The following is a 19236-nucleotide window of genomic DNA, read 5'->3' as shown; positions in this document are numbered from 1 at the left end:
GCTTTGAGTTGACGCTTCGACGCCATTGGTCTTGCGTCCCTAACCGCGGGTTGCTTGTTTTTGACAGCCCTTGCAGCTTTACCTGATCGCACCTTTCCATCCGGACGTAGGTGTTGAGTGGGCTGCTGCGACATCACGATGCGGCTGTAATGCCTCGATCGTGATGCTCAATCTCCTGCGGTTCTGTTGCTCATTTTCTCCATGTCTTTATGCCGTTTATTTGTGTTGGAGTTCATTCATGTCCAAACTGCTTAGCCATAAAATCGCACCCGCCCCCATGCCCGCTGAGATCAGCGTTGTTGATCTGATCGACGGCTACTTCACCGCTTACAACTCTGCTCGCCTACGAGAAATCTGCCATCTGCTGAGCCGGGAAGTGCTTCAGCACGGCGTGACGGTCGGGTTGAGTTTGTCGGGTGCTATGACGCCTGCGGGCTTTGGCGTTTCAGTGCTGGCTCCGTTGGTTCGCAACGGATTTGTCGATTGGATTATCAGCACTGGAGCCAACTTGTATCACGATATGCACTACGGGTTGGGGCTTGATCTCTACGCCAGCAATCCGTTTGTAGACGATGTGAAACTGCGCGACGAAGGACGCATTCGCATCTATGACATCGTGTTTGGCTACGATGTCCTGTTAGAAACTGATGCGTTTATCCGCGAAATCCTCAAAGCGGAACCGTTCCAAAAGCGCATGAGCACCGCGGAGTTTCATCACCTGCTGGGCAAGTACGTGTATGAAGTAGAGCGGCAGATTGGCGTCAAGAATTCCAGTTTGTTGGCGACCGCGTATGAGTGTGGTGTCCCTATCTACACCTCCTCTCCGGGCGATAGCTCGATCGGCATGAACGTGGCGGCACTTTCGCTAGAGGGCTACAAGCTCGTCATCGATCCATCGCTGGACGTGAACGAAACGGCAGCGATCGCCTACGCTGCTCGCGAGAGCGGCGTTGAAGGAGTCGAAGGTAAGAGCGCGGCGCTGATCATTGGCGGTGGTAGTCCCAAGAACTTCTTGCTGCAAACCCAGCCGCAACTGCACGAAGTTCTCGGTCTAGAAGAGCGTGGGCACGACTACTTTATCCAAGTCACGGATGCCCGTCCTGACACGGGTGGACTCTCTGGCGCGACCCCCAGTGAAGCGGTAAGCTGGGGCAAAGTAGACCCAGACGAACTGCCCAGCACGATCGTCTGCTACACCGATAGCACGATCGCCCTGCCAATTCTCACCGCCTACGTGACGAATCAGTGTGCTCCTCGCCCGCTGAAGCGACTGTACGATCGACGCGAACAGATGCTGGCGAAGCTTCAGGCAGACTACCTCGCTGCTAAAGAGAACCCGGCGCATGTTGTTTCTACACCAATTCCAGTGGTTACGCCAGAACGGGAACTTGTGGCAACTTATCCCTGCGGTACCCCAATTCGGAATGGACACCGCAACGGCAACCACTAACCTCGACAGGTTCCGTTGATGCTGCGATCGCTCCTTGCCAGAATGGTGAGGAGCGATTTCTGTAAGGAATTTGATTTGCAGAATTGCGCTTTGTACTGGAGGTGCGCTGCATTGCCACAATAGCTCCAATTACTCAAGCAAATGACTTTCTGATAGATAGACCTGACCGATCGAGTTTTTAGACCGACTGCTAAGTAGAATATCGCTCGGCTTAAGGTCGCAATGAATTACCATAGGCTGCCGCCCATGCAGATCAGGATCGCTTAACGATCAAATGCGCTTCTCCAGGTATTGACCGATCATCTGCTGTTCCCCTGCCCGCGAAATAATCGTTTGGCGAGTGCGGTACTGCTGCCCGATCAGCTTCAGTTCTTCCTCAAACACCGAGCCATCGTACTCTGTGCGGAGGCAAAGCGTTTGGGAAGTGGGGAAATAGAACTGGGCAGTAATGGGCTTTAGCGTAGCGTAGCCCCGATCGCGATACAGCGTTGTTCCCAACGCGCCAAACAGCGTTGAACCGCGTGACTCTCGCCGTCCAGAGGCAGAATTTTTGCCATCCCATGTGACTTCACTACCGCAGATCATCGCAGTTTCATCTTCAAGCTCGTGCATCTGCGCCAAGCGGATTAGCTCCGGACATCCCTGTGGCAAAAACCGAACCGTAATTATGCTGACGACTTCCTTCGTTTCACCATCGGGAAGCGTGTAGTAGCGACGCTCCGATCGCCAAGTGCCCTCCGACTGCTGAAAGAATTTGACGATTTGTGGTTCTTGGGTTGCTTGCGTAAGCTGAAGTAGAGAAGTCACAGAACTCAATCCTTACGTGAAGTAGCGACGTTAGATTCGTGAAATAGTCAAGCTAGTCCAGTGAATCGTTACGGTTCTTAATATAACAGGTTCTTACTGATCCGTCGTCTACCCGCGGTTAGTTTGTTAACTCACCCCGAACGCTAACGGCATCGTTAAGATTGCCCTTTATTGTGCAAAGTCCGACTAAACGGCGGTGTGTAGGAAAAGACAATTTTTCTATCCCAGATATGCCTGCCGCACGCGATCGTCGTTTAGCAACTGCGCTGCAGGTCCCGACAGGGTAATGCATCCTGCTTCTAGCACATACCCGCGATCGGCAGACTGTAGCGCCAGGTTGGCGTTTTGCTCGACTAGCAAAATTGTCACGCCTGTGGTGCGGAGGCGCTGAATAATCGCGAAGATTTCCCGGACGATCGTGGGAGCTAACCCCAAACTTGGCTCATCCAGCAGCAGCAGCTTGGGACGGCTCATTAGCGCGCGCGCGATTGCTAACATCTGCTGTTCGCCGCCGCTGAGGGTGCCTGCCTGCTGGTGTTTGCGCTCTGCCAGTCGAGGAAAAGCGAGAAACTGTTGCTCAATGTCAGATTTGATACCGAGGCGATCAGCGCGGGTGTACGCTCCCAGTTCCAGATTGTCCAACACAGTCTGTCGCGCCAGAATTCTCCGCCCTTCAGGACTGTGAGCAATGCCCAGCTTCACGACGTCATGAGGACGCTGCCGCGAAATGTTCTTCCCTTCATAGAAAATTTGCCCATCCCGGAGGCTCACAACGCGCGAGATTGCTCGCAGCGTTGTGCTTTTGCCTGCCCCATTTGCCCCAATTAGCGTCACGACTTCGCCTGGGTAGATTACGAGGTCGATCGCCTGCAACGCCTGAATGCCAGCATAATTTACGCTGAGGCGCTGAAGTTCGAGCAGGGGAAGGTCGGGCATGGCGGTTTGAAGGGGGGTGATAGCTTTATATCAAAAATCTTGCGCCAAATTCTTGTAGACTATTTGTACTAGCTGCAGATATAGCAGAATGCACATATACGGTTGCTAAAACGTTAATGCTCCTGTAAAACGCTAGATGTGGTGGTAAACACTGGAAACTAATGATAAGTGCTACTGATTTAGAACTCGATCGTCATCATCCTGAGATCAATCGAGTGCGAGTGGACGATCGTGCGGTTCACGATTGGTATCGCTTTGTGCTCTCGTTTCCACCACATCTGATTCAGGACTATCTAGAGAAATTTGGCATTCAAGCCGGACAGCGAGTGCTCGATCCGTTCTGTGGCACGGGTACGACAGTCGTGGAGTGCAAGAAACTAGGCATTGACAGTGCTGGAGTGGAAGCCAATCCGATGGCGTGGTTTGCGGGTTCGGTCAAGACAAATTGGGCGATTAACCCGGACAGTTTGCTAGCCGCTGCTGAGCAAATTGCTCAACAGACCGAAACCAGTTTGAATCGGGAAGGCGACACGCTTCGCACGCTTGCCCCCGAAAGTGATGCGATTCTGCTGAAGCATGCAAAAGATAAAACCAGTTCCATCAGCCCCCTGCCGCTGCACAAAACCTTGGTGCTGCTGGAGCAAATTCAGCAATACGCAGATCCGATCGTGATCCCCCATTTGCGCTTAGCCGTAGCGAAAGCATTAGTAACTTCGATTGGCAATGTCCGCTTTGGTCCAGAGGTGGGCGTGACCAAGGCAAAGCTCGATGCACCTGTGCTAGACGCTTGGCTCCAACAGGTTCGTACCGTTGTAGAGGATTTGCGGTTGCTTCGGTTGCAATCTGAGACGCCTGCGATCGTCCATCACGGAGATGCTCGCCAAATTCTGCAAGTGCTGGAGCCTGCGTCGATCGACGCCGTAATCACCTCGCCGCCTTATCCCAACGAAAAAGACTACACGCGGACAACGCGATTGGAATCGGTGCTGCTTGGTTTTGTTCGCAACAAAGCGGAACTGAGGGCGTTCAAAGAGGGATTAATGCGCTCCAACACGCGCAATGTATTTAAAGCAGATGCGGATGATGTTTGGGTATCCCGCCATCCAGAAATTCAGCGAATCGCGGACGAAATTGAAGCGCGACGGATTGCGCTTGAAAAAACGAGTGGGTTCGAGCGTCTGTATCATCGTGCGGTCAAGCTGTACTTTGGCGGCATGGCAAAGCATCTAGCAGATTTGCGGCATAGCCTCCGTCCCGGAGCTCAACTTGCTTATGTTGTAGGCGACCAAAAATCATATCTTCAAGTAATGATCCGTACGGGAGAACTCCTTGGAGAAATTGCGGAAGGATTGGGCTACGAACTGACGAACATTGACTTATTCCGCACTCGTTTTGCGACAGCCACCAAAGAGCAGATGCGGGAAGAAGTGGTATTGCTACGTTGGTCTGGTAAGTTTCCAATCAAGCCTTATCCATTTTGTTAGCCTTTCTGCACGCTTCAGACAAAAAACTCAAAATTGCTCAATGGGATAGCGAATTACCCTTTAGCACGATCGTCATCGTCTGCGTTTCCAGCTTAAGCAATCTTTGGCGCTCTAATAAATAGCAGCTCGAGCGATTGACGACTAAACGAATTGCTATTGGTGCTAATTCGGAGACTACTGAAGCCTTTAGCTTTGTAAAGCCGTTCTTTCTTTTCCAAAACTGTTGTTTTGAAGAGAAAATTAGAAGGGCTTTTGCCAACGAGCACCGCTAAATTATTCGTGATATGAGCTCTTTACAAGCCATCTTCAAAGAAAATGTGCGGATGCCGAAACAAGTGAGGTGAAAACAGGTTCATAGAGTACGATAAGCCAATTCCCACGATCGCTATCCGGTGAATCTATGAGAAAACTGTTTCTAACCCTGCTATCCTGTCCCGCTCTGCTGGGATCGGCGTTTTGCTACTTGACTGTGCTTGCGCCTCCGGCATCTGCAACTACAGCGCCTGTTCGAGTCTCTGACAATCTGTACTGCGATCGTGCTGTCTCCATTACCCAGCGACAATTCACCTGTGTGCGTGTCACTGCGGCAGGCACATCCGCTAAGCAGATCATTGATTTGAACCAGGCATCCAAGCTTGCCCAGGCTCCCCTTCAGCTTGAGGATGCGGACGTGCTGGAGTTTACCGATGAAGAGAGCGATGCAGCCGCTGCGCTATTTGGGTGCGATTGTCCCGCTTGCTTAAATGCGCTGCGCCAGTTGCGCAGTTTGGGAAACAGTTTAGGAAGCTGAGTCAATTCTGGAACTGTTGGGCATAGAAGCGGGCGTAGCGCCCACCCTGGTCCAGCAGTTCCGAATGGGTGCCGCATTCGACGACGCTTCCCTGCTCTAGCACCAAAATGCGATCGGCACGGCGAACCGTAGCCAGTCGGTGGGCGATGATGAAGACTGTTCGGTTTTGCATCAGGCGCTCCAAAGCCTCCTGCACCAGAGCTTCCGATTCTGAGTCCAGAGCAGAGGTAGCCTCGTCCAGAATCAGAATGCGCGGATTCAGCAGGACGGCACGAGCGATCGCCAAGCGCTGGCGCTGTCCACCCGACAAATTCACGCCCCGTTCTCCGACCCAGGTTTGGTAGCCCTGTGGAAACTGAATAATGAATTGATGAGCGTTGGCGATGCGGGCAGCGGCTTGCACGGCTTCCAAATCAAGCTGCGCCTGCCCAAAAGCAATGTTCTGAGCGATCGTGCCAGAAAACAGAATCGTTTCCTGAGGCACGATGCCAATCTGCCGCCGCACGCTGCTTAGAGATACATCACGAATGTCGATGCCATCAATGAGGATTTGTCCAGCCTGCGGATCGTAAAAGCGCAGCAAAAGATTCGCCAACGTTGTCTTACCGGCTCCCGACGAACCAACTAAGGCGATCGCCTCTCCCGGCAGCACCAGCAGACTCAAATCTCTCAGCACTGGCTGAGAGATTTGGTAGGCAAAACTAACATGGCGGTATTCGACTTTACCCGTTACGGGCGGCATGCTTGCCGCATCTGGCTTTTCAATGACGGTTGGATGAATCGCCAGCAGCTCAAAAATGCGATCGACCGAGGCTTCTCCCTGCTTAAACTCGTTGTAGTTGCTTGTGACCAGCGAGATCGGGTCAATCAGCATTACGACCGCTGTTAAGTAGCTGACAAACTCGCCGCCCGTCAGGTTGCTCTGCGACACCTGCCATCCTCCCAGCAGCAGCAGCAGCAGCAGACAGAGAGATTGCAGAAAGCCGACTACGGGAACCTGAATTGCTTTGAGCTGCTCGGTGCGAAATCGCGCTTGACGGTTGCGCTCTGCCTCTTGGCTAAAGCGCTCTAGCGTGTAGTCTTCAGCGGCAAATGCTTGTACAAGTCGCATCCCGCTAAACACCTCAACCAGCAGAGCTGACAAGTCAGAAATGCGGCTTTGGCTGCGGAAAGAGAGTTTGCTGATCTGCTCCCCAAACCAGGTGATCAACAGCGCCATCAGAGGGGAAATCATCAGCGCTGCCAGCGTAAGCTGCCAGTTAAGGTAGACCATGTAGCTCAGGACCACAATCAGTTGCAGCACGCTAGGCAGAAACTGGTGGAAAATCTTGTTGACTACTTCCCCAACGCGATCGACATCTTCAGTCAAGCGGTAGGCAAGGTCGCCGCTTTGGGCACTCTCAAAGTAGCCCAAGCTAAGACGCTGAAGGTGGGCGTAGACGTGCTTACGCAAATCGAACGTGATCGCTAGTGCCGCTTTGGCAATCAAGGAGTCTTGCCCATACTGAGCAATCTTTTGAACCAGAAATGCGATCGCGCTAACACCTGCAAGCTGGGCAATTCCTGGAATATCCCCTTTAGCAATTAGCACTGACATGGTGCCAGCAATCTTTGCCAAAATGGGCCAGATCGCCATAAAAACGAGCGTACAGACCAGGGCTTGAAGGATAGTTCGCGTTTGCGGCTGGATATAAACCAGAAGCTGCCAGTAACGATCGCGTGCGTTCAATGTTTGCCTGAATGTCTTTCTTGATAATGAAAAATGGACGGAGCCAGGGACAACACCACAATAATCAGTAGCAAATACGGGTCTATGTTAGGAACCAGTTTTGCTAAGAAGTCACCCAACCACATAACCCTAACAGTTCAGATAAAGCTACCAACAAGGTTGTAAACCATGAATGGACGCGATCGCAGGGTATCAACGCCTGAGGCAATCAGCGTGAAGGTCCGAACCACTCGCATAAACCGGGCAAGGATGATCGCTTTCCTTCAATGCTTATCATAAATTTTGGGCTTTAATTAGGTGCTTCTTGTGGATCAATCATGAGTCCTCCTTGCGGAAGAGACGACTAAACTTGTGCCCAGCCGCCTAGCCAACATTATCGCCTACAACGGCACCGATAAAAGTGTTCAGAATCAGGAGACAGAACTCAGAACTCGGGGCTGAATCAGGTGTAGATAAAGCGGGCTAGGCATTCTGCCTGTCTCAGATAGCCCAGATGACTATTCCAGGTTATTTGACTCACAACCTTTAGCGATCCTTAAAGATGCTAAAGGTCCTGTCCTAAACGACAGGCTATCTCCCGACAGAAAACTCCGACTTGCTTCTAGACGAACAAGCTTGAAATTAGTGCCGATCGAGTGTCACAAGGTTTTTTAACCCGACGTTACTACAAGCTACGCCGTTTAGCCGCCTTCAGCTTGCGCTTGCGCTTGACAACCCAGAACACAAACCCAGCGACAAGACCAATCAATACCAGTTTAGACACGGGACCCAGGTAGTCATCTACCAAGGCGTAGTTGTTACCCAAAAAGTAGCCTAAACCTGTCAGCAGCAGCACCCACAGCGCTGTTCCGGCTGTGGAGTACAGCAGGAAGGGAGCGATCGGCATGGCGCTAATGCCTGCAGGAAGCGAGATCACCGTGCGAACTCCAGGAACGAGTCGGCAGAAGAACACAGCCTTTGCTCCGTGCTTGTTGAACCAAGCGTTGGCTTTGTCCAGATCGCTACCTGACATGGCTACCCATTTGCCATATTTGTCGGCTAGCTGCCGCAGCCGCTTTTCTCCTAGCACCTTGCCTGCGTAGTACCAGGGCAATGCTCCCAATACTGTTCCCACCACTCCTGCCACCACTGCCAAGACAAAATTCATTCTGCCTTGAGCAACGGTAAAGCCTGCTAGAGGCATAATCAACTCCGACGGAATCGGTGGAAACAAGTTTTCTAGAAACATCAGCAATCCGATGCCCACGTATCCCAGCGAGTGCATGGTGTTTGTAATCCATTCGACCATCGAAGTGATTCTCCTGCGCAGTGTAGAGGGAGCTCAACCAACAGCTATCAGCCAGACACAACCGCTTGAAGCAGGTTTCGTTTAGTGATATTGCAACTGATGAAGTTTTGTCTCGCCTATTTTGGCAGAAATTGAGGTAGTTTCAGCCGCTTGCAGCAGGGTTTTACAACAAATTCGTATTCAAGTGTGTTCAAATTTCTGCCGAAATAGAGCGATCGACGTGCAAAAACCGCCTGCAACTCAAGGGTTGAGCAGGCGGCAAAACACAATCGGGTTAAACACGCTGGTAGCTAGACAATCAAACTTAGTTTTTACCCGTTACCTTTTCAATCACGTCTTTTGCTTCTTCAACAATGTTCGTTTTGTCGGGATTCTCTTCTTTGTAAATCTTCAGGTCTTTTTCGTATTCCTTTTCTAAGCCTTTAGGATCATTGGCGGCTTGAATTGCCTTTTCATACGCTTCTTCACGGGTTGCATAGGATTCACCGTCCGGGCTAATTACAGCTTCCTCCGAAGGCTTTTGGCTAGCAGTAGTTGTTGCGTAGGCTGGCTGAGGGACGATCGCCCACAATCCGGTCAAGCTAATAACACTAATTAAACCCACAAACAAAATATGACGGGAAGCAGCCATTAACGCTGAAAACATTCGTTGCATAAAAATTCCTCCTTGCACTTTGGCTCCGTTAAGCTGGTGCCAAAACAAATTTGTGAATAGGGTAATCAGGGAAACTTTAGAGGATGAATAATACGCAATCCTTCTACCAGAAGGTACATTGCTACTCTTAATATTGATTAGACATGCTTATGCAAACTCTAGAAACGGCTTTAGCACTTGTACAGTCGCTTGTCCGGTCGTTGTCCAGCTAATTTGGCTTGCTCTTGCAAGTCCAGCACTCCGATAGTGGGACCATAAGGTGGCATTGGTTGCGACGGTTTGCATTGCTTCTGCGATCGCCTCTACGCGGTAGGGATCAACCAGAATTGCCGAGTCGCCTGCCACTTCAGGTAGCGAGGAGCAGTTCGATGTAATGACGGGTGCTCCGCACGCCATTGCTTCTAGCACTGGCAATCCAAACCCTTCCCATAGGCTGGGAAACACCAGCGCGATCGCCTGATTCATCAGAATAGGCAGCTGCTCACGGGGCACGTAGTTGAGAAATTTGACGTGGGGAGTGATGCCTAAATCCTCTACCTGCGATACGAGCGTGGGCAAGTAGCGGCGATCGGGCGGTCCGGCGATCCACAGTTCATAGTCACAGCGACTGGGTAGCGCTGCAAACGCTGAAATCAGCCGCTGCACGTTTTTATAGGGATCAAGGCGACCCACGTACAGAAAAAAGTTTTTTGTCGGTAAATCGAGAAACCGAAAAACTTTAGCATCGTACGCTAGAGGAATTGGCGTGATTTTACTCGCTGGAATTGCCCAAAATTGAACTAGATCGTCTGCGGTTGCTTGTGAGACACACAGGATGTGTTGCGCCTGCTGCAGCACTTGAGGAATGTAGTAGCGGTGGTAGACAGTCAGCGGCGAAAACCGATCCGGAAACCGGAGGGCAATAAAGTCGTGAACCGTTACCACAAAGCGGCAAGCCGTATTTAGAGGCGCTTCAGTAATGGGTGAAAACAACAGCCTCGATTGGAGTTGCTGATAAATTTTGGGAAGCTGCACCTGCGTCCACAGAAGACGGCGAAGGTGCCCTAACTTGCCTTGATCGGGTGTCATTCCCGCCGGAACCGGATAGCAGTTGAAGCCGTCGATCAACGCCGCGCTCAACAGTGTCGGCTGCAAAGCTTTTAAGTGGGGGAAGAGATTGGCAGCGTAAACAGACAGCCCCGTAGGCTGATTTGACAGAAAGGAGAGGTTAACTAGAAATGGGCTGCTCAAAGCGTAACGTCCGTTTGAAATACATCCACACACCTGCAAATTTTCCGATCGCCACTTTCGGTTGAGTTGCTAATAGCAGCAGCGCCCGCAGGACGATTCGCAGTAGCCGCACCGTCAAGACCAGCTTTGTAGTATACCGTTCCAGCGTCAGCAAATAGCTGTACGTGCTGTGGCGGAATTTGAACTGGCGATCGCGATCGGTAATCGACGAAGGCGAGTGAACTACAGTTATTTGATTTGTAACGCCAACAGAATGCTTCATCACTGCATAGCGCCGACAAAAATCGAAATCTTCATAGTAGAGAAAGTAGGCAGGATCAAACTGCGGACAGCCAGAGAAGCGCTGTAAGTTCAGCAGTAAACTACAGCCCGTCACCCAGTCACAGGCAGCGTAATCCGACGCGGAATCGGCAACTAGGTTGATCGCAGAAATCTCTCCCGTCGCGGGCGTAAATCGTCCACCGCCGAACCAAAGGGTGCCATCGGGTTCTCGAACCACGGTGCCGACGATCGAACGCTCAGGTTGAGTGTGGAAGAATGTTGCAGCAGCGGCTAGCGCTCCCACGGTGAGTTGAGCGTCGGGATTAATCAGCCACACGATCGCCTGTGGGTCACGCTCATAGACCCAGTTCAACGCAACGTTGCAGGCGGAGCCAAACCCCACATTTGCTCCGGCATCCAGAACAAGAGCTTGTCCAGCCAAACTGTGGATCTGTCTATCCTCTGGGGCGTTGTTGACTACGATAACTTTGTAGGCTGGTGGCTGCACGATCGTCGCACGCGCTTGCACAGCACACGGGACAGCCTCCGTGGAGGCTTGAATCGACGCAAGCAGTTCGACGATTAACTCCGTTGAGTAGTAATTCACTGTAATCAGATACAGCATTCAAACGGTCCTGGATCAGCTAGACGAACGGTGGAAGCTGAGGGTTACGGCGCGAGGATACTGAAGAATTGAGCGGTTGGCTAAGCTGGGGCACCCGATGTGCTGCAGCCTCAGTTTCGCTGGGCTGTGGCAAGAGATGTGTCGGAGTTTGCGCGTCGGCAGGCAGCGGCAATTTCGCCACAGTAGGCAGTTTTCGCGATCGTCGTTTCTGCCATCGCTTGTACGCAGACCCAATCCAATCACTGAGCGTGTGGCTGAGTGCGCCGAGTTCCAATCCGATGCCGAGCGTCAACCCTTCCACCGCATATTGCTTAAACGCCTGTGCCAGCGCTAGGGCACAAGCATCAAGCCACTGCTGAAGCAGCAATCGCCCATCTGCCACGCCACCAAAGATCTGAGCGGCGATCGTACCCATCAAAAGTACCACGATGCCAAAGGACCCCAGCCACATCAGTAGGTAGCCCACGCGCACTACTGTACCCACGATGGGACCATGAGACCAAGCAGAGCGATGTCGCACCATACGTCGATAGGGCAGCCAAATCCAGCGTAGCGGTCCCCAGCGTTTGTACTGGCGGGAGTAGATGTCTAAGTCTGGACCAAACATCAGCCCGCTAAACAGATAGCCTCCTGTAACGATGAGCGTCAGAGTGCTGCTGCGGGTGTACTCGAACGTAATCCCGACTACCAGAGGTAAACCCCAGAGGGTGATGCTGTCGTGGGTGCGACCGGAGGGCATGAGTCAGGGTATTTTATAAGGATGGGACTAGGTTGATTTTAGAGGGCGATCGCAACTGTGGACCCCTAAAAAAAATTAGTTTCGTTAGTGCTATTAGCAAAAGAGTCTGCTACAATCATTAACCGTGCCTGATGCACAAAAGCGGGCGGTTAGCTCAACGGTAGAGCGCCTGCCTTACAAGCAGGATGTTACAGGTTCAAATCCTGTACTGCCCATCGGTCCGCTGATAATTCATGGTTGAGGGAAGAGCGATCGACTCTCGCGCCCGTTACAGATGTGTTAAGTGGTCCGTTACAAATGTGTTAAGTGGAAAGATGTATGGCAAAGCGTATTCAGTTGGTTCTTAGCCGAGATGTTAGCAAGTTGGGCAAATCCGGTGATTTAGTCGAAGTGGCTCCGGGATATGCTCGTAACTATCTAATCCCGCAGGGGATCGGAGTAAGCGCGACTCCAGGAATTCTTAAGCAGGTAGAGCGACGTCGCGCGCTGGAACAGCAGCGCCTGCTGGAGCTGAAGCAGGAAGCAGAAACCCGCAAGCAAGCGCTAGAGAAGGTTGGCAGCGTGTCTATTGCCAAGCAAGCGGGCGAGAAAGATTCCATCTTTGGAACGGTTACTACGCAGGATGTCGCAGACGCGATTCTGGCTGCATCGAAGCAGGAGGTCGATCGCCGCGGCATTACGCTGCCGGAGATTAACAGGCTAGGCACCTACAAGGCAGAAATTAAGCTGCATCCTGATGTGAGCGCCACAATTGACGTTGAGGTTGTTGCAAGCTAAGCACGATCGCCTCACATAACGATCGTCTCACGCAGTTGTAGAGAGGGCACGGGAAACCGTGCCCTCTTGCTTTTGCAGCGTGTCAATGCTTCGTCTCCAATCTTATCGGTAGCCCTAGAGCTAAGAAGCCGTTAAAATCGCTGAAAATTCTTATATTAAGAATGACTAAGAAGGCATACCCTTTATAATGTTTTTAGAATTTAGCTAGTTTCTAGCCGATCCTTACTCTAGAGCACCTATAGAGAATGCCCTCGCCTGAAGCCCCCATGCTTTCCAACAACCACTCAGTCCTGCAAGGCTTGCGCATCTTAGTAGTGGACAACGACGTTGATTCATGCAGCCTCATCTCCACGATGTTGCAAATCTATGCCGTAGACACCCAAGTGGCATTTTCAGCTAGCCAAGCGTTGGATGCGATTCAGCAGTTCAGACCCGATGTCTTGATTAGCGACATTGCTATGCCAGAGGAGAATGGCTACTCTCTACTTCAAAAAGTCAGGGCGCAAGAGACGGAAGAATTCCCCCTTCCTGCCATCGCTGTTACTGCTATGGTGAGCGATGAAGACCGTGCCCTTGCTATGGCTGCCGGATTTCAGCGGTGGTTACCAAAACCGATCGACATGGATAGGCTAATCGAGACGATCGCAACGATGACCGATCGTTCAGAGAATTGCCCCGTCTAGCTAACTCACGCTACTGCGGGATGTCAGCTCATACCCTAGTGGCTGCACTTATTCAATCCACTATCAGTGCGCACCCATAAGGGTACAGTCACAGCGTTAGTGCTATCCAGGACAAATGATGTTTAGGATACTATTGCGTCAGTTTTGCTGCATTGACGGTACCCCCATTGGTAGACGCCAAGCTATTTGACATCACCGACGATAGGTCAGGCGCGCTGGGTGATGGACGTTAGTGAACTCGACTCCCACCAAAACAGTAGCGTTTACTAATCAATAGCAGCAAAGGCGTTATGAAACGGACATTCGCACTTCTCACTTCGGCGATCGGCTTGGTAGTTCTTCTGGGTGCCTGTGGAGGCAATCAGGGCGGCACAGGCACAGGCGGTACGGGTACCGATACGACGACCACTCCTGGTACCAGCGGCACGGGTGGCACTACAACTAGTCCCGGCACCAGTGGCACTACGACCACTCCTGGAACTAGTGGCACCACGACTACTCCTGGTACCAGCGGCACTACGACCACTCCTGGAACTAGTGGCACCACGACCACTCCTGGTACCGGCACGGGTGGCACCACTCCTGGTACCAGCGGCACCAATATCAGTCCGTCTCCTAGCCCAACAACCTCGCCGTCTCCTTGACTAGGATTTCTTACCCCAGCAATGTCACGCTGCCGATCGATTCTCCCGCGCTGGCTGTCCCAACTGAGATTTCACCCGCGTCGGTGCGCAATCTTGCATATGCTGTCGGCAATTCTGCAGGCGGCTACCAAGTGTAGAGCCTAATTGGGCTGTATTTAAGTGCGCCCTACCTACACGATGGCGGTGTAGGTAGGGCGCAGACGTGCTAAATCAAGAAGCGGACGGGCACTACACCGTTGCCGATTCTTGCTAGATTCGGTTTAGCGGAGACGCTAGTGCAGTGGATTCAGCCCGATCCCGACGCTAGCCTGCGGGTGCTTATCGATCGCACGCTGCAAGGGGCAGCGATCAACGCAAACCGTGTTAACACCAAGCTTCAGCAAATCCACTCAGACAGTAGCGGACACAACTATTGAGTGGATCAGCAGGCAGGGTTTACGCCACAGGATCAGACAGACTTGGTGCAGTTTTTGCTATCAATCGACGACGCCCCAGCAGTGTTGCCACCTTCGTCTCAAGTTGAGTAGGAGATCGCCGAGTTAGTCTGGCATTGAGCAGCCGTTAGCGGCTAGCGAATCAAGCGTAACGCTTCGATAGCAGCTAGTTAGTCGCTAACGACTAATGGCGCAACACCCGTCAAAAAATTCTTCGCAAAGTTTGCGATCGCCTCGCTCAAATTGCGGCTATTCTTATGTAGCTTTTCGGGCATCTGCGCCTCAAAAGCCCGGACTCTCTAGACATGCCTGGAATTGCTGAATTGTTTATGCGAAATGCTCAACCCCCTGTTTCTTCTGCTAAGCCTGCACCAGGAACTTCCTACTCGCCTTCGGTTCCGATCTCGCTGTATCGGCAAGTGGCAACTGAGTTGCAGTCTACTCAAGCTGCATTAGAGTCGCTGAAACAACAAAATCAGCAGCTTACTGAGCAAAACCAGCGCCTGCGATCGGAAATTGAACGGGTCGTTCAATCGACTCTCCAACTTCACCAACTGGCAGATGCTCAGCCAGTCGCTGTTGCACTGCCGGAGGCTGCGCCCCAGCCAGCGCTGGTTCCGATCGAGCCACTGCCGCCCCCAAAGCCAAAAACCCCGCCCCGCAAGCGTGTTCCGAAGCTGGAACCTGCAGAGCCTACGGCACCCGCACCACGATTTACTGAGCAAGAGGTTCAACCGCGTCGGACCCCGCAACCGGAACGCGCTACTGAAATCGGTGGGTTGTGGTTGGTGCTGGTGATTTTCCTGATCGTCATAACAGCCTTTGGCACTGGATTTCTGATTGTGCGCCCGCTGCTGCCAAATCGGTAGCAAATTGCGTTCCTGGAATAATTCTTATGGAAGCGGTTGGCTGATCGCGATCGCCCCATAATGAATCCTGAAGCGATGCCTGGTGTCGCGATCGTAAATAGTGTATTTTTTGCTACAAAACATTCACTTTTGACGATGATAGAAGTGACATGCTAGACAGCAGAGTGACGATTAGAAGCAACGAAGGAGTGTAGGCGTTGAAAAAAGTAGAAGCAATCATCCGCCCATTTAAGCTAGATGAAGTTAAGATTGCCCTTGTGAATGCGGGAATCGTGGGCATGACAGTTTCGGAGGTGCGCGGGTTTGGGCGACAAAAAGGGCAAACCGAGCGCTACCGTGGCTCTGAGTACACGGTTGAGTTCCTCCAGAAGCTCAAAGTCGAGATTGTCGTTGAAGACGAGCAGGTAGACATGGTGGTGGAGAAAATCATTGTGGCGGCTCGAACTGGCGAAATTGGTGATGGCAAAATCTTTATTACCCCCGTTGAGCAGATTGTTCGGATTCGCACGGGCGAGAAAAATATGGAGGCGATTTAGCGGCAAAGCGTAAATTTCGTTCTCTAGATTAACTAGAAGGCACCTCTACACTATGAGTGCCTTTTTTTAGTCCCAATCTTCAGCCTGTTTTGCTTCAGCTTGAATGAGCGATCGCTCCAGCTCCTGCCAATCAACGTGCTCCACGAGCACATCTCGCACTAAAGCGCCCTGCTGTAGATGCAACACGCGAGTACAAAAGCTTTTGGCAACCTCCAACTGATGATTTGCCATTAATACGGTTGTTTCGCCACCTTGGGTCACTTCCGTCAGCACGTTCAGTAAACGCTGGGTCCGTCCTACATCTAGCGCAGCAGTTGGCTCATCTAGCAGTAGCACTGGCGGTCGGGTAATTAGGGCGCGGGCAATCGACACAAGCTGGCGCTGTCCGACTGAAAGCTGCAGTTCTGTGCGGGAAAGCCATTCGGTGGGAATGTGTAGGCGATCGAGCCACTCGCCCACGCGCTGTTGAATCGCTTGCTTGTCTAGCTGCCGCAGTCTCAGCGGATATTCCAATGCCTGCTGTACCGTCATGTCCAACAGTTTAGACTCCTGCAACACCAGCATCATTTGCTGCCGCAGTTGCACCACGGGTAGCTGCCGCAGATCGTGCCCGTTGAAGTAAACCGTTCCGCTAGTGGGATCACTCAGCCGATTCAGCAATCGCAGCAGCGACGTTTTCCCGGCTCCAGACGGACCAACTAGCACAACACGATCGCCCGAAGCCACCTGAAACGTGATGTCCCGCAGCAGGTAGCTGTCCGGTGGTGGAGCGCTGACGCTGCCTTTGACAGACCGAAACAGTTTAGGAGCCAGACTGACGCGATCAAGATTAAGTAGTGGAATTGAATGAGTGAACACGAGCAGCAGCTAAACAGAAAGCTTTCGCATGATAACAAGTTGCGTGTAAGGTATCGCCAAGGATAGCTCTGAAACTGCATCAAGCTGCGATCGGTCGAATGGCTGATAAGAAGTGGTAGAACCTCTGAAAGAACTGGGCGGTTAACGATCGGTTGCTGTTGAGTTCAGGAGTTCTGAGTAAGCAGCCTGTAGAGATCTCAGTTCTTAATTTTGATGTTTCCCATGCAGTTTAATAGGCGCTTTCTAGCACTCTTCATCAGCACGATCGTCGCGCTTCTGCTAATTAGTTTTCCCCTTAGCGCTCAAAGTCGGTTGACTGAGCAATCAAAGCTGGCGATCGACGGCATTGGACCGATTCGGATTGGCATGACGATCGCGCAGGCTGAGAAGTCCGCTGGTGTCCAACTGGTGGAAAAAGGCGCACGCGCTGGATCGGGTGGATGCTACTTTCTTTCGTCAAAATCGGGTCCGGCAGATTTGGGATTTATGGTGATTAGCAACCGTGAAGATGAGCGGATTGATCGCACCCGCGATCGCATTGCCCGTGTCGATGTTTACAGAAGCAGTCGAATTACAACCGTGAGCGGGGCGAAAATTGGTGATACCGAAGCCCGTGTTAAGTCGTTGTATGCAGGAAGAATTCAAGTCATGCCACATAAGTACACTGGAGATCGCGGCGGGCGCTACCTCACATTCGTGCCTAACGATGCCGCTGACCGTAACTACCGGCTAGTTTTCGAGACCCTAAATGGTCGCGTAACGCTATTTCGATCGGGCAAACTACCAGAGGTTGAATTCGTTGAAGGGTGCGCCTGACGAAGCCGCAACGAACCGTCTGCCTCAAACTGCCCAAAAGCCCGAGGAGCCGCAATTCGCAGCTCCTCGGTTCGGTGCAGAAAGGCAATAGGGAGCCGCTTAGCGACGTCCCATCACGCCCTTACTTGTATAGATGTTTGAAAACTTCTACTGCTGCCGTGTTAGTGAATTTGCAGGCGCAACGGTTGAATTAGCAAAGAGAAAGCGTGAATAAGCACATGGATATAGCATTTTCCATCCGAGTGAAGTACATCCTTTGCCATTTGCAATGGGTTATTCGTCATTGGTTACGAAATCAACTGATAACGAATGACCAGTGACCAATGCCTAGTTTTCAGTTGTTAGAGACTTCTCATAAATTCGATAGGTCTTATAAATCGTGCCGCCCGACGCCTCGATTAGTTTGCGTGAGGGGTAGTTATCCTCGTAGACGTGTCCGAGTTCTGCTTGCTTGTAGGGCTTGCCCTTCTTAATACCGCCCTGCAAACCCAGATAGATCAGCGCTAGCGGCACCATTTTGGAGCTGAATTCTGGTAGCGAACAGATCACTAACACCCGTCCCTGATCGATCTGGCGACGGTACCAGAGAAACTTAAGAATGCCGAGCCAGTCTAGTTTGCCGTTGACGTGCTTGAGCGCAATGTTGTAATTCGGCAAGCCCATCCAAAAACCAATCATCTCGTCGTTGTACTCAGCAACCGGAAACAAGTCAGGATCAACGAGGCTTTGCAGGTCGCGGGCTTCTTCCAAAAACTCCGCTTCGGTGTGTGGGGTGGCACTGTAGTTGTTAGAAAAGGCTTTAGCAAAGAGGCGGTGCAAACTAAGACAGTCTTCTTGAAAGCCTTTGCCCTTGGTACAGAGGGGACGGAACGTGATGCCAGACTTGCAGGCAACACGGTACGCTTTCTCGAATTTGGGGTGGAGGGACGTGTCTAGTGGGAAGTTGTAGGAGTAGGCATCCTTGGCTTTGTGCCAGCCAAGTCGATCGACAAACTCTGGATAGTACGGTGGGTTATAAGGCATCATCACCATTGGCGGCGAGTCGAAGCCATCCACCAGAAATAAACAGCTATTGTTGGTAAACAGGTTGATGGGTCCCCGCGCCTGCGTCATGCCGTGTTCTCGAAGCCAGTCACAGGCGGTATCTAGGAGCGCTTCGGCTATGGCAAACTCATGAATGCACTCAAAATAGCCGAACAGTCCCACGCTCTGACCTTCCCGATCGATCAGTCGCTGATTTACTGCCGCTACAATGCGCCCAACCGGACGCTGCCCACGCAGCGCAAGGAACGCCTGCAATTTCCCATACTCTCGGAACGGGTGATCGGGCGCAAGCTGCCTAGCGATGCTGCTGCGGAGCGGCGGCACCCAGTTGGGATCATTGGTGTAGACGATCGCTGGAACATCCAGAAATCGCTCTAGATCTGCCGCTGTGGTCACAGGGATAATTGAGAAGTCAGCAGAGGTGAGCGATCGGGGGGTATCGACAGACGAGTTCACAGGATTAGAGGTTTAGTTAAAATTGTTTCCTATCATCGCACCATCACTGCCTTGCGTCACTATCTAGTGTCTACTGGCTGAATCAACTCCGGGGCGACTGATCGAAGGATTGAGAATCTGAGGCG

21 protein-coding genes and 1 tRNA gene are annotated in these 19236 nt (G+C 51.9%); 12 read left to right on the top strand and 10 right to left on the bottom strand.

All coding sequences use genetic code 11. The features are described from left to right. Positions 1–238 precede the first annotated feature (238 nt). Positions 239–1450 carry a deoxyhypusine synthase gene (gene speY / locus H6F43_RS16835; RefSeq protein WP_190343872.1) on the top strand — a complete coding sequence of 404 codons (1212 nt, stop codon included), beginning with the start codon at positions 239–241 and terminating at the stop codon, positions 1448–1450. A gap of 270 nt (positions 1451–1720) precedes the next feature. On the opposite strand, the gene H6F43_RS16830 is transcribed toward speY, so the two are convergent. Both H6F43_RS16830 and H6F43_RS16825 read right to left on the bottom strand, forming a co-directional pair. Then, positions 1721–2257 carry a phycobiliprotein lyase gene (locus H6F43_RS16830; protein WP_190343871.1) on the bottom strand — a complete coding sequence of 179 codons (537 nt, stop codon included), beginning with the start codon at positions 2255–2257 and terminating at the stop codon, positions 1721–1723. 219 nt (positions 2258–2476) lie between these two features. Further along, complete coding sequence (locus H6F43_RS16825) at positions 2477–3193, bottom strand: ABC transporter ATP-binding protein (RefSeq protein ID WP_190343870.1); 717 nt, start codon at positions 3191–3193, stop codon at positions 2477–2479. A gap of 161 nt (positions 3194–3354) precedes the next feature. Between H6F43_RS16825 and H6F43_RS16820 the strand changes: the two genes are divergently transcribed. Together H6F43_RS16820 and H6F43_RS16815 are read left to right on the top strand one after the other, a co-directional pair. Continuing rightward, on the top strand, positions 3355–4677 hold the full coding sequence (locus H6F43_RS16820; protein WP_190343869.1) for a DNA methyltransferase: 1323 nt from the start codon (positions 3355–3357) through the stop codon (positions 4675–4677). A gap of 400 nt (positions 4678–5077) precedes the next feature. Further along, positions 5078–5467: a hypothetical protein gene (locus H6F43_RS16815; RefSeq protein ID WP_190343876.1), complete on the top strand. Its 390-nt coding sequence runs from the start codon at positions 5078–5080 to the stop codon at positions 5465–5467. 1 nt (position 5468) lies between these two features. On the opposite strand, the gene H6F43_RS16810 is transcribed toward H6F43_RS16815, so the two are convergent. The 6 genes from H6F43_RS16810 to H6F43_RS16785 all read right to left on the bottom strand — a co-directional run bounded on the left by H6F43_RS16810 (position 5469) and on the right by H6F43_RS16785 (position 11994). Continuing rightward, positions 5469–7103, bottom strand: coding sequence for an ABC transporter ATP-binding protein (locus tag H6F43_RS16810; protein WP_347272426.1), 1635 nt, complete (start codon positions 7101–7103; stop codon positions 5469–5471). Positions 7104–7860: 757 nt separating this feature from the next. Further along, positions 7861–8484 (bottom strand): DedA family protein, encoded by a 624-nt coding sequence (locus H6F43_RS16805; RefSeq protein WP_190343867.1) that lies wholly within the window; start codon positions 8482–8484, stop codon positions 7861–7863. Between the two features lie 304 nt (positions 8485–8788). Then, positions 8789–9139 (bottom strand): hypothetical protein, encoded by a 351-nt coding sequence (locus H6F43_RS16800; RefSeq protein WP_190343866.1) that lies wholly within the window; start codon positions 9137–9139, stop codon positions 8789–8791. A 147-nt stretch (positions 9140–9286) separates the two neighbouring features. Continuing rightward, the gene (locus tag H6F43_RS16795) at positions 9287–10369 is read right to left on the bottom strand and encodes a glycosyltransferase family 1 protein (RefSeq protein ID WP_190343865.1); all 1083 of its coding nucleotides are present in this window, start codon (positions 10367–10369) and stop codon (positions 9287–9289) included. Then, complete coding sequence (locus H6F43_RS16790) at positions 10347–11255, bottom strand: glycosyltransferase (RefSeq protein ID WP_190343864.1); 909 nt, start codon at positions 11253–11255, stop codon at positions 10347–10349. The genes H6F43_RS16795 and H6F43_RS16790 overlap by 23 nt, the downstream gene beginning before the upstream one ends. Before the next feature lie 19 nt (positions 11256–11274). After that, the gene (locus H6F43_RS16785; protein WP_190343863.1) at positions 11275–11994 is read right to left on the bottom strand and encodes a metal-binding protein; all 720 of its coding nucleotides are present in this window, start codon (positions 11992–11994) and stop codon (positions 11275–11277) included. 143 nt (positions 11995–12137) lie between these two features. On the opposite strand from H6F43_RS16785, the gene H6F43_RS16780 reads away from it, so the two are divergent. The 8 genes from H6F43_RS16780 to H6F43_RS16745 all read left to right on the top strand — a co-directional run bounded on the left by H6F43_RS16780 (position 12138) and on the right by H6F43_RS16745 (position 15937). After that, positions 12138–12209: transfer RNA gene (locus tag H6F43_RS16780), tRNA-Val, on the top strand. Positions 12210–12312: 103 nt separating this feature from the next. Continuing rightward, on the top strand, positions 12313–12771 hold the full coding sequence (gene rplI, locus H6F43_RS16775) for a 50S ribosomal protein L9 (RefSeq protein ID WP_190343862.1): 459 nt from the start codon (positions 12313–12315) through the stop codon (positions 12769–12771). A gap of 245 nt (positions 12772–13016) precedes the next feature. Beyond that, a complete protein-coding gene (locus H6F43_RS16770) occupies positions 13017–13454 on the top strand; it encodes a response regulator (protein ID WP_190343861.1) in 438 nt (145 codons plus the stop codon). A 290-nt stretch (positions 13455–13744) separates the two neighbouring features. Further along, a complete protein-coding gene (locus tag H6F43_RS16765) occupies positions 13745–14098 on the top strand; it encodes a hypothetical protein (RefSeq protein WP_190343860.1) in 354 nt (117 codons plus the stop codon). After that, complete coding sequence (locus H6F43_RS16760) at positions 14095–14235, top strand: hypothetical protein (RefSeq protein ID WP_190343859.1); 141 nt, start codon at positions 14095–14097, stop codon at positions 14233–14235. The genes H6F43_RS16765 and H6F43_RS16760 overlap by 4 nt, the downstream gene beginning before the upstream one ends. A gap of 138 nt (positions 14236–14373) precedes the next feature. Then, positions 14374–14514 carry a hypothetical protein gene (locus H6F43_RS16755; RefSeq protein ID WP_190343858.1) on the top strand — a complete coding sequence of 47 codons (141 nt, stop codon included), beginning with the start codon at positions 14374–14376 and terminating at the stop codon, positions 14512–14514. Positions 14515–14837: 323 nt separating this feature from the next. After that, a complete protein-coding gene (locus H6F43_RS16750; protein WP_190343857.1) occupies positions 14838–15401 on the top strand; it encodes a hypothetical protein in 564 nt (187 codons plus the stop codon). Positions 15402–15598: 197 nt separating this feature from the next. Further along, entirely contained in the window at positions 15599–15937 is a 339-nt protein-coding gene (locus H6F43_RS16745) for a P-II family nitrogen regulator (protein WP_190343856.1), read from the top strand. Positions 15938–16003: 66 nt separating this feature from the next. On the opposite strand, the gene H6F43_RS16740 is transcribed toward H6F43_RS16745, so the two are convergent. Beyond that, entirely contained in the window at positions 16004–16795 is a 792-nt protein-coding gene (locus H6F43_RS16740) for an ATP-binding cassette domain-containing protein (RefSeq protein WP_347272425.1), read from the bottom strand. Positions 16796–17017: 222 nt separating this feature from the next. Between H6F43_RS16740 and H6F43_RS16735 the strand changes: the two genes are divergently transcribed. After that, complete coding sequence (locus tag H6F43_RS16735) at positions 17018–17611, top strand: hypothetical protein (protein ID WP_190343855.1); 594 nt, start codon at positions 17018–17020, stop codon at positions 17609–17611. Between the two features lie 327 nt (positions 17612–17938). On the opposite strand, the gene H6F43_RS16730 is transcribed toward H6F43_RS16735, so the two are convergent. Further along, positions 17939–19111: a hypothetical protein gene (locus H6F43_RS16730; RefSeq protein ID WP_347272424.1), complete on the bottom strand. Its 1173-nt coding sequence runs from the start codon at positions 19109–19111 to the stop codon at positions 17939–17941. Positions 19112–19236 lie beyond the last annotated feature (125 nt).

Origin of the sequence: Leptolyngbya sp. FACHB-36, from assembly GCF_014695955.1 — a bacterium.
Lineage (GTDB): Bacteria > Cyanobacteriota > Cyanobacteriia > Leptolyngbyales > Leptolyngbyaceae > FACHB-36.
The sequence above is the reverse complement of the archived record's forward strand: the minus strand, read 5'-3'. Positions and strand labels throughout refer to the sequence as shown.

Bases quoted from the DNA above. Each gene is read 5' to 3' on its own strand.
- speY (WP_190343872.1), top strand. From the start codon at position 239: ATGTCCAAACTGCTTAGCCATAAAATCGCACCCGCCCCCATGCCCGCT.
- H6F43_RS16825 (WP_190343870.1), bottom strand. From the start codon at position 3,193: ATGCCCGACCTTCCCCTGCTCGAACTTCAGCGCCTCAGCGTAAATTAT.
- H6F43_RS16820 (WP_190343869.1), top strand. From the start codon at position 3,355: ATGATAAGTGCTACTGATTTAGAACTCGATCGTCATCATCCTGAGATC.
- H6F43_RS16815 (WP_190343876.1), top strand. From the start codon at position 5,078: ATGAGAAAACTGTTTCTAACCCTGCTATCCTGTCCCGCTCTGCTGGGA.
- H6F43_RS16810 (WP_347272426.1), bottom strand. From the start codon at position 7,103: ATGGCGATCTGGCCCATTTTGGCAAAGATTGCTGGCACCATGTCAGTG.
- H6F43_RS16805 (WP_190343867.1), bottom strand. From the start codon at position 8,484: ATGGTCGAATGGATTACAAACACCATGCACTCGCTGGGATACGTGGGC.
- H6F43_RS16800 (WP_190343866.1), bottom strand. From the start codon at position 9,139: ATGCAACGAATGTTTTCAGCGTTAATGGCTGCTTCCCGTCATATTTTG.
- H6F43_RS16790 (WP_190343864.1), bottom strand. From the start codon at position 11,255: ATGCTGTATCTGATTACAGTGAATTACTACTCAACGGAGTTAATCGTC.
- H6F43_RS16785 (WP_190343863.1), bottom strand. From the start codon at position 11,994: ATGCCCTCCGGTCGCACCCACGACAGCATCACCCTCTGGGGTTTACCT.
- rplI (WP_190343862.1), top strand. From the start codon at position 12,313: ATGGCAAAGCGTATTCAGTTGGTTCTTAGCCGAGATGTTAGCAAGTTG.
- H6F43_RS16770 (WP_190343861.1), top strand. From the start codon at position 13,017: ATGCCCTCGCCTGAAGCCCCCATGCTTTCCAACAACCACTCAGTCCTG.
- H6F43_RS16765 (WP_190343860.1), top strand. From the start codon at position 13,745: ATGAAACGGACATTCGCACTTCTCACTTCGGCGATCGGCTTGGTAGTT.
- H6F43_RS16750 (WP_190343857.1), top strand. From the start codon at position 14,838: ATGCCTGGAATTGCTGAATTGTTTATGCGAAATGCTCAACCCCCTGTT.
- H6F43_RS16735 (WP_190343855.1), top strand. From the start codon at position 17,018: ATGCAGTTTAATAGGCGCTTTCTAGCACTCTTCATCAGCACGATCGTC.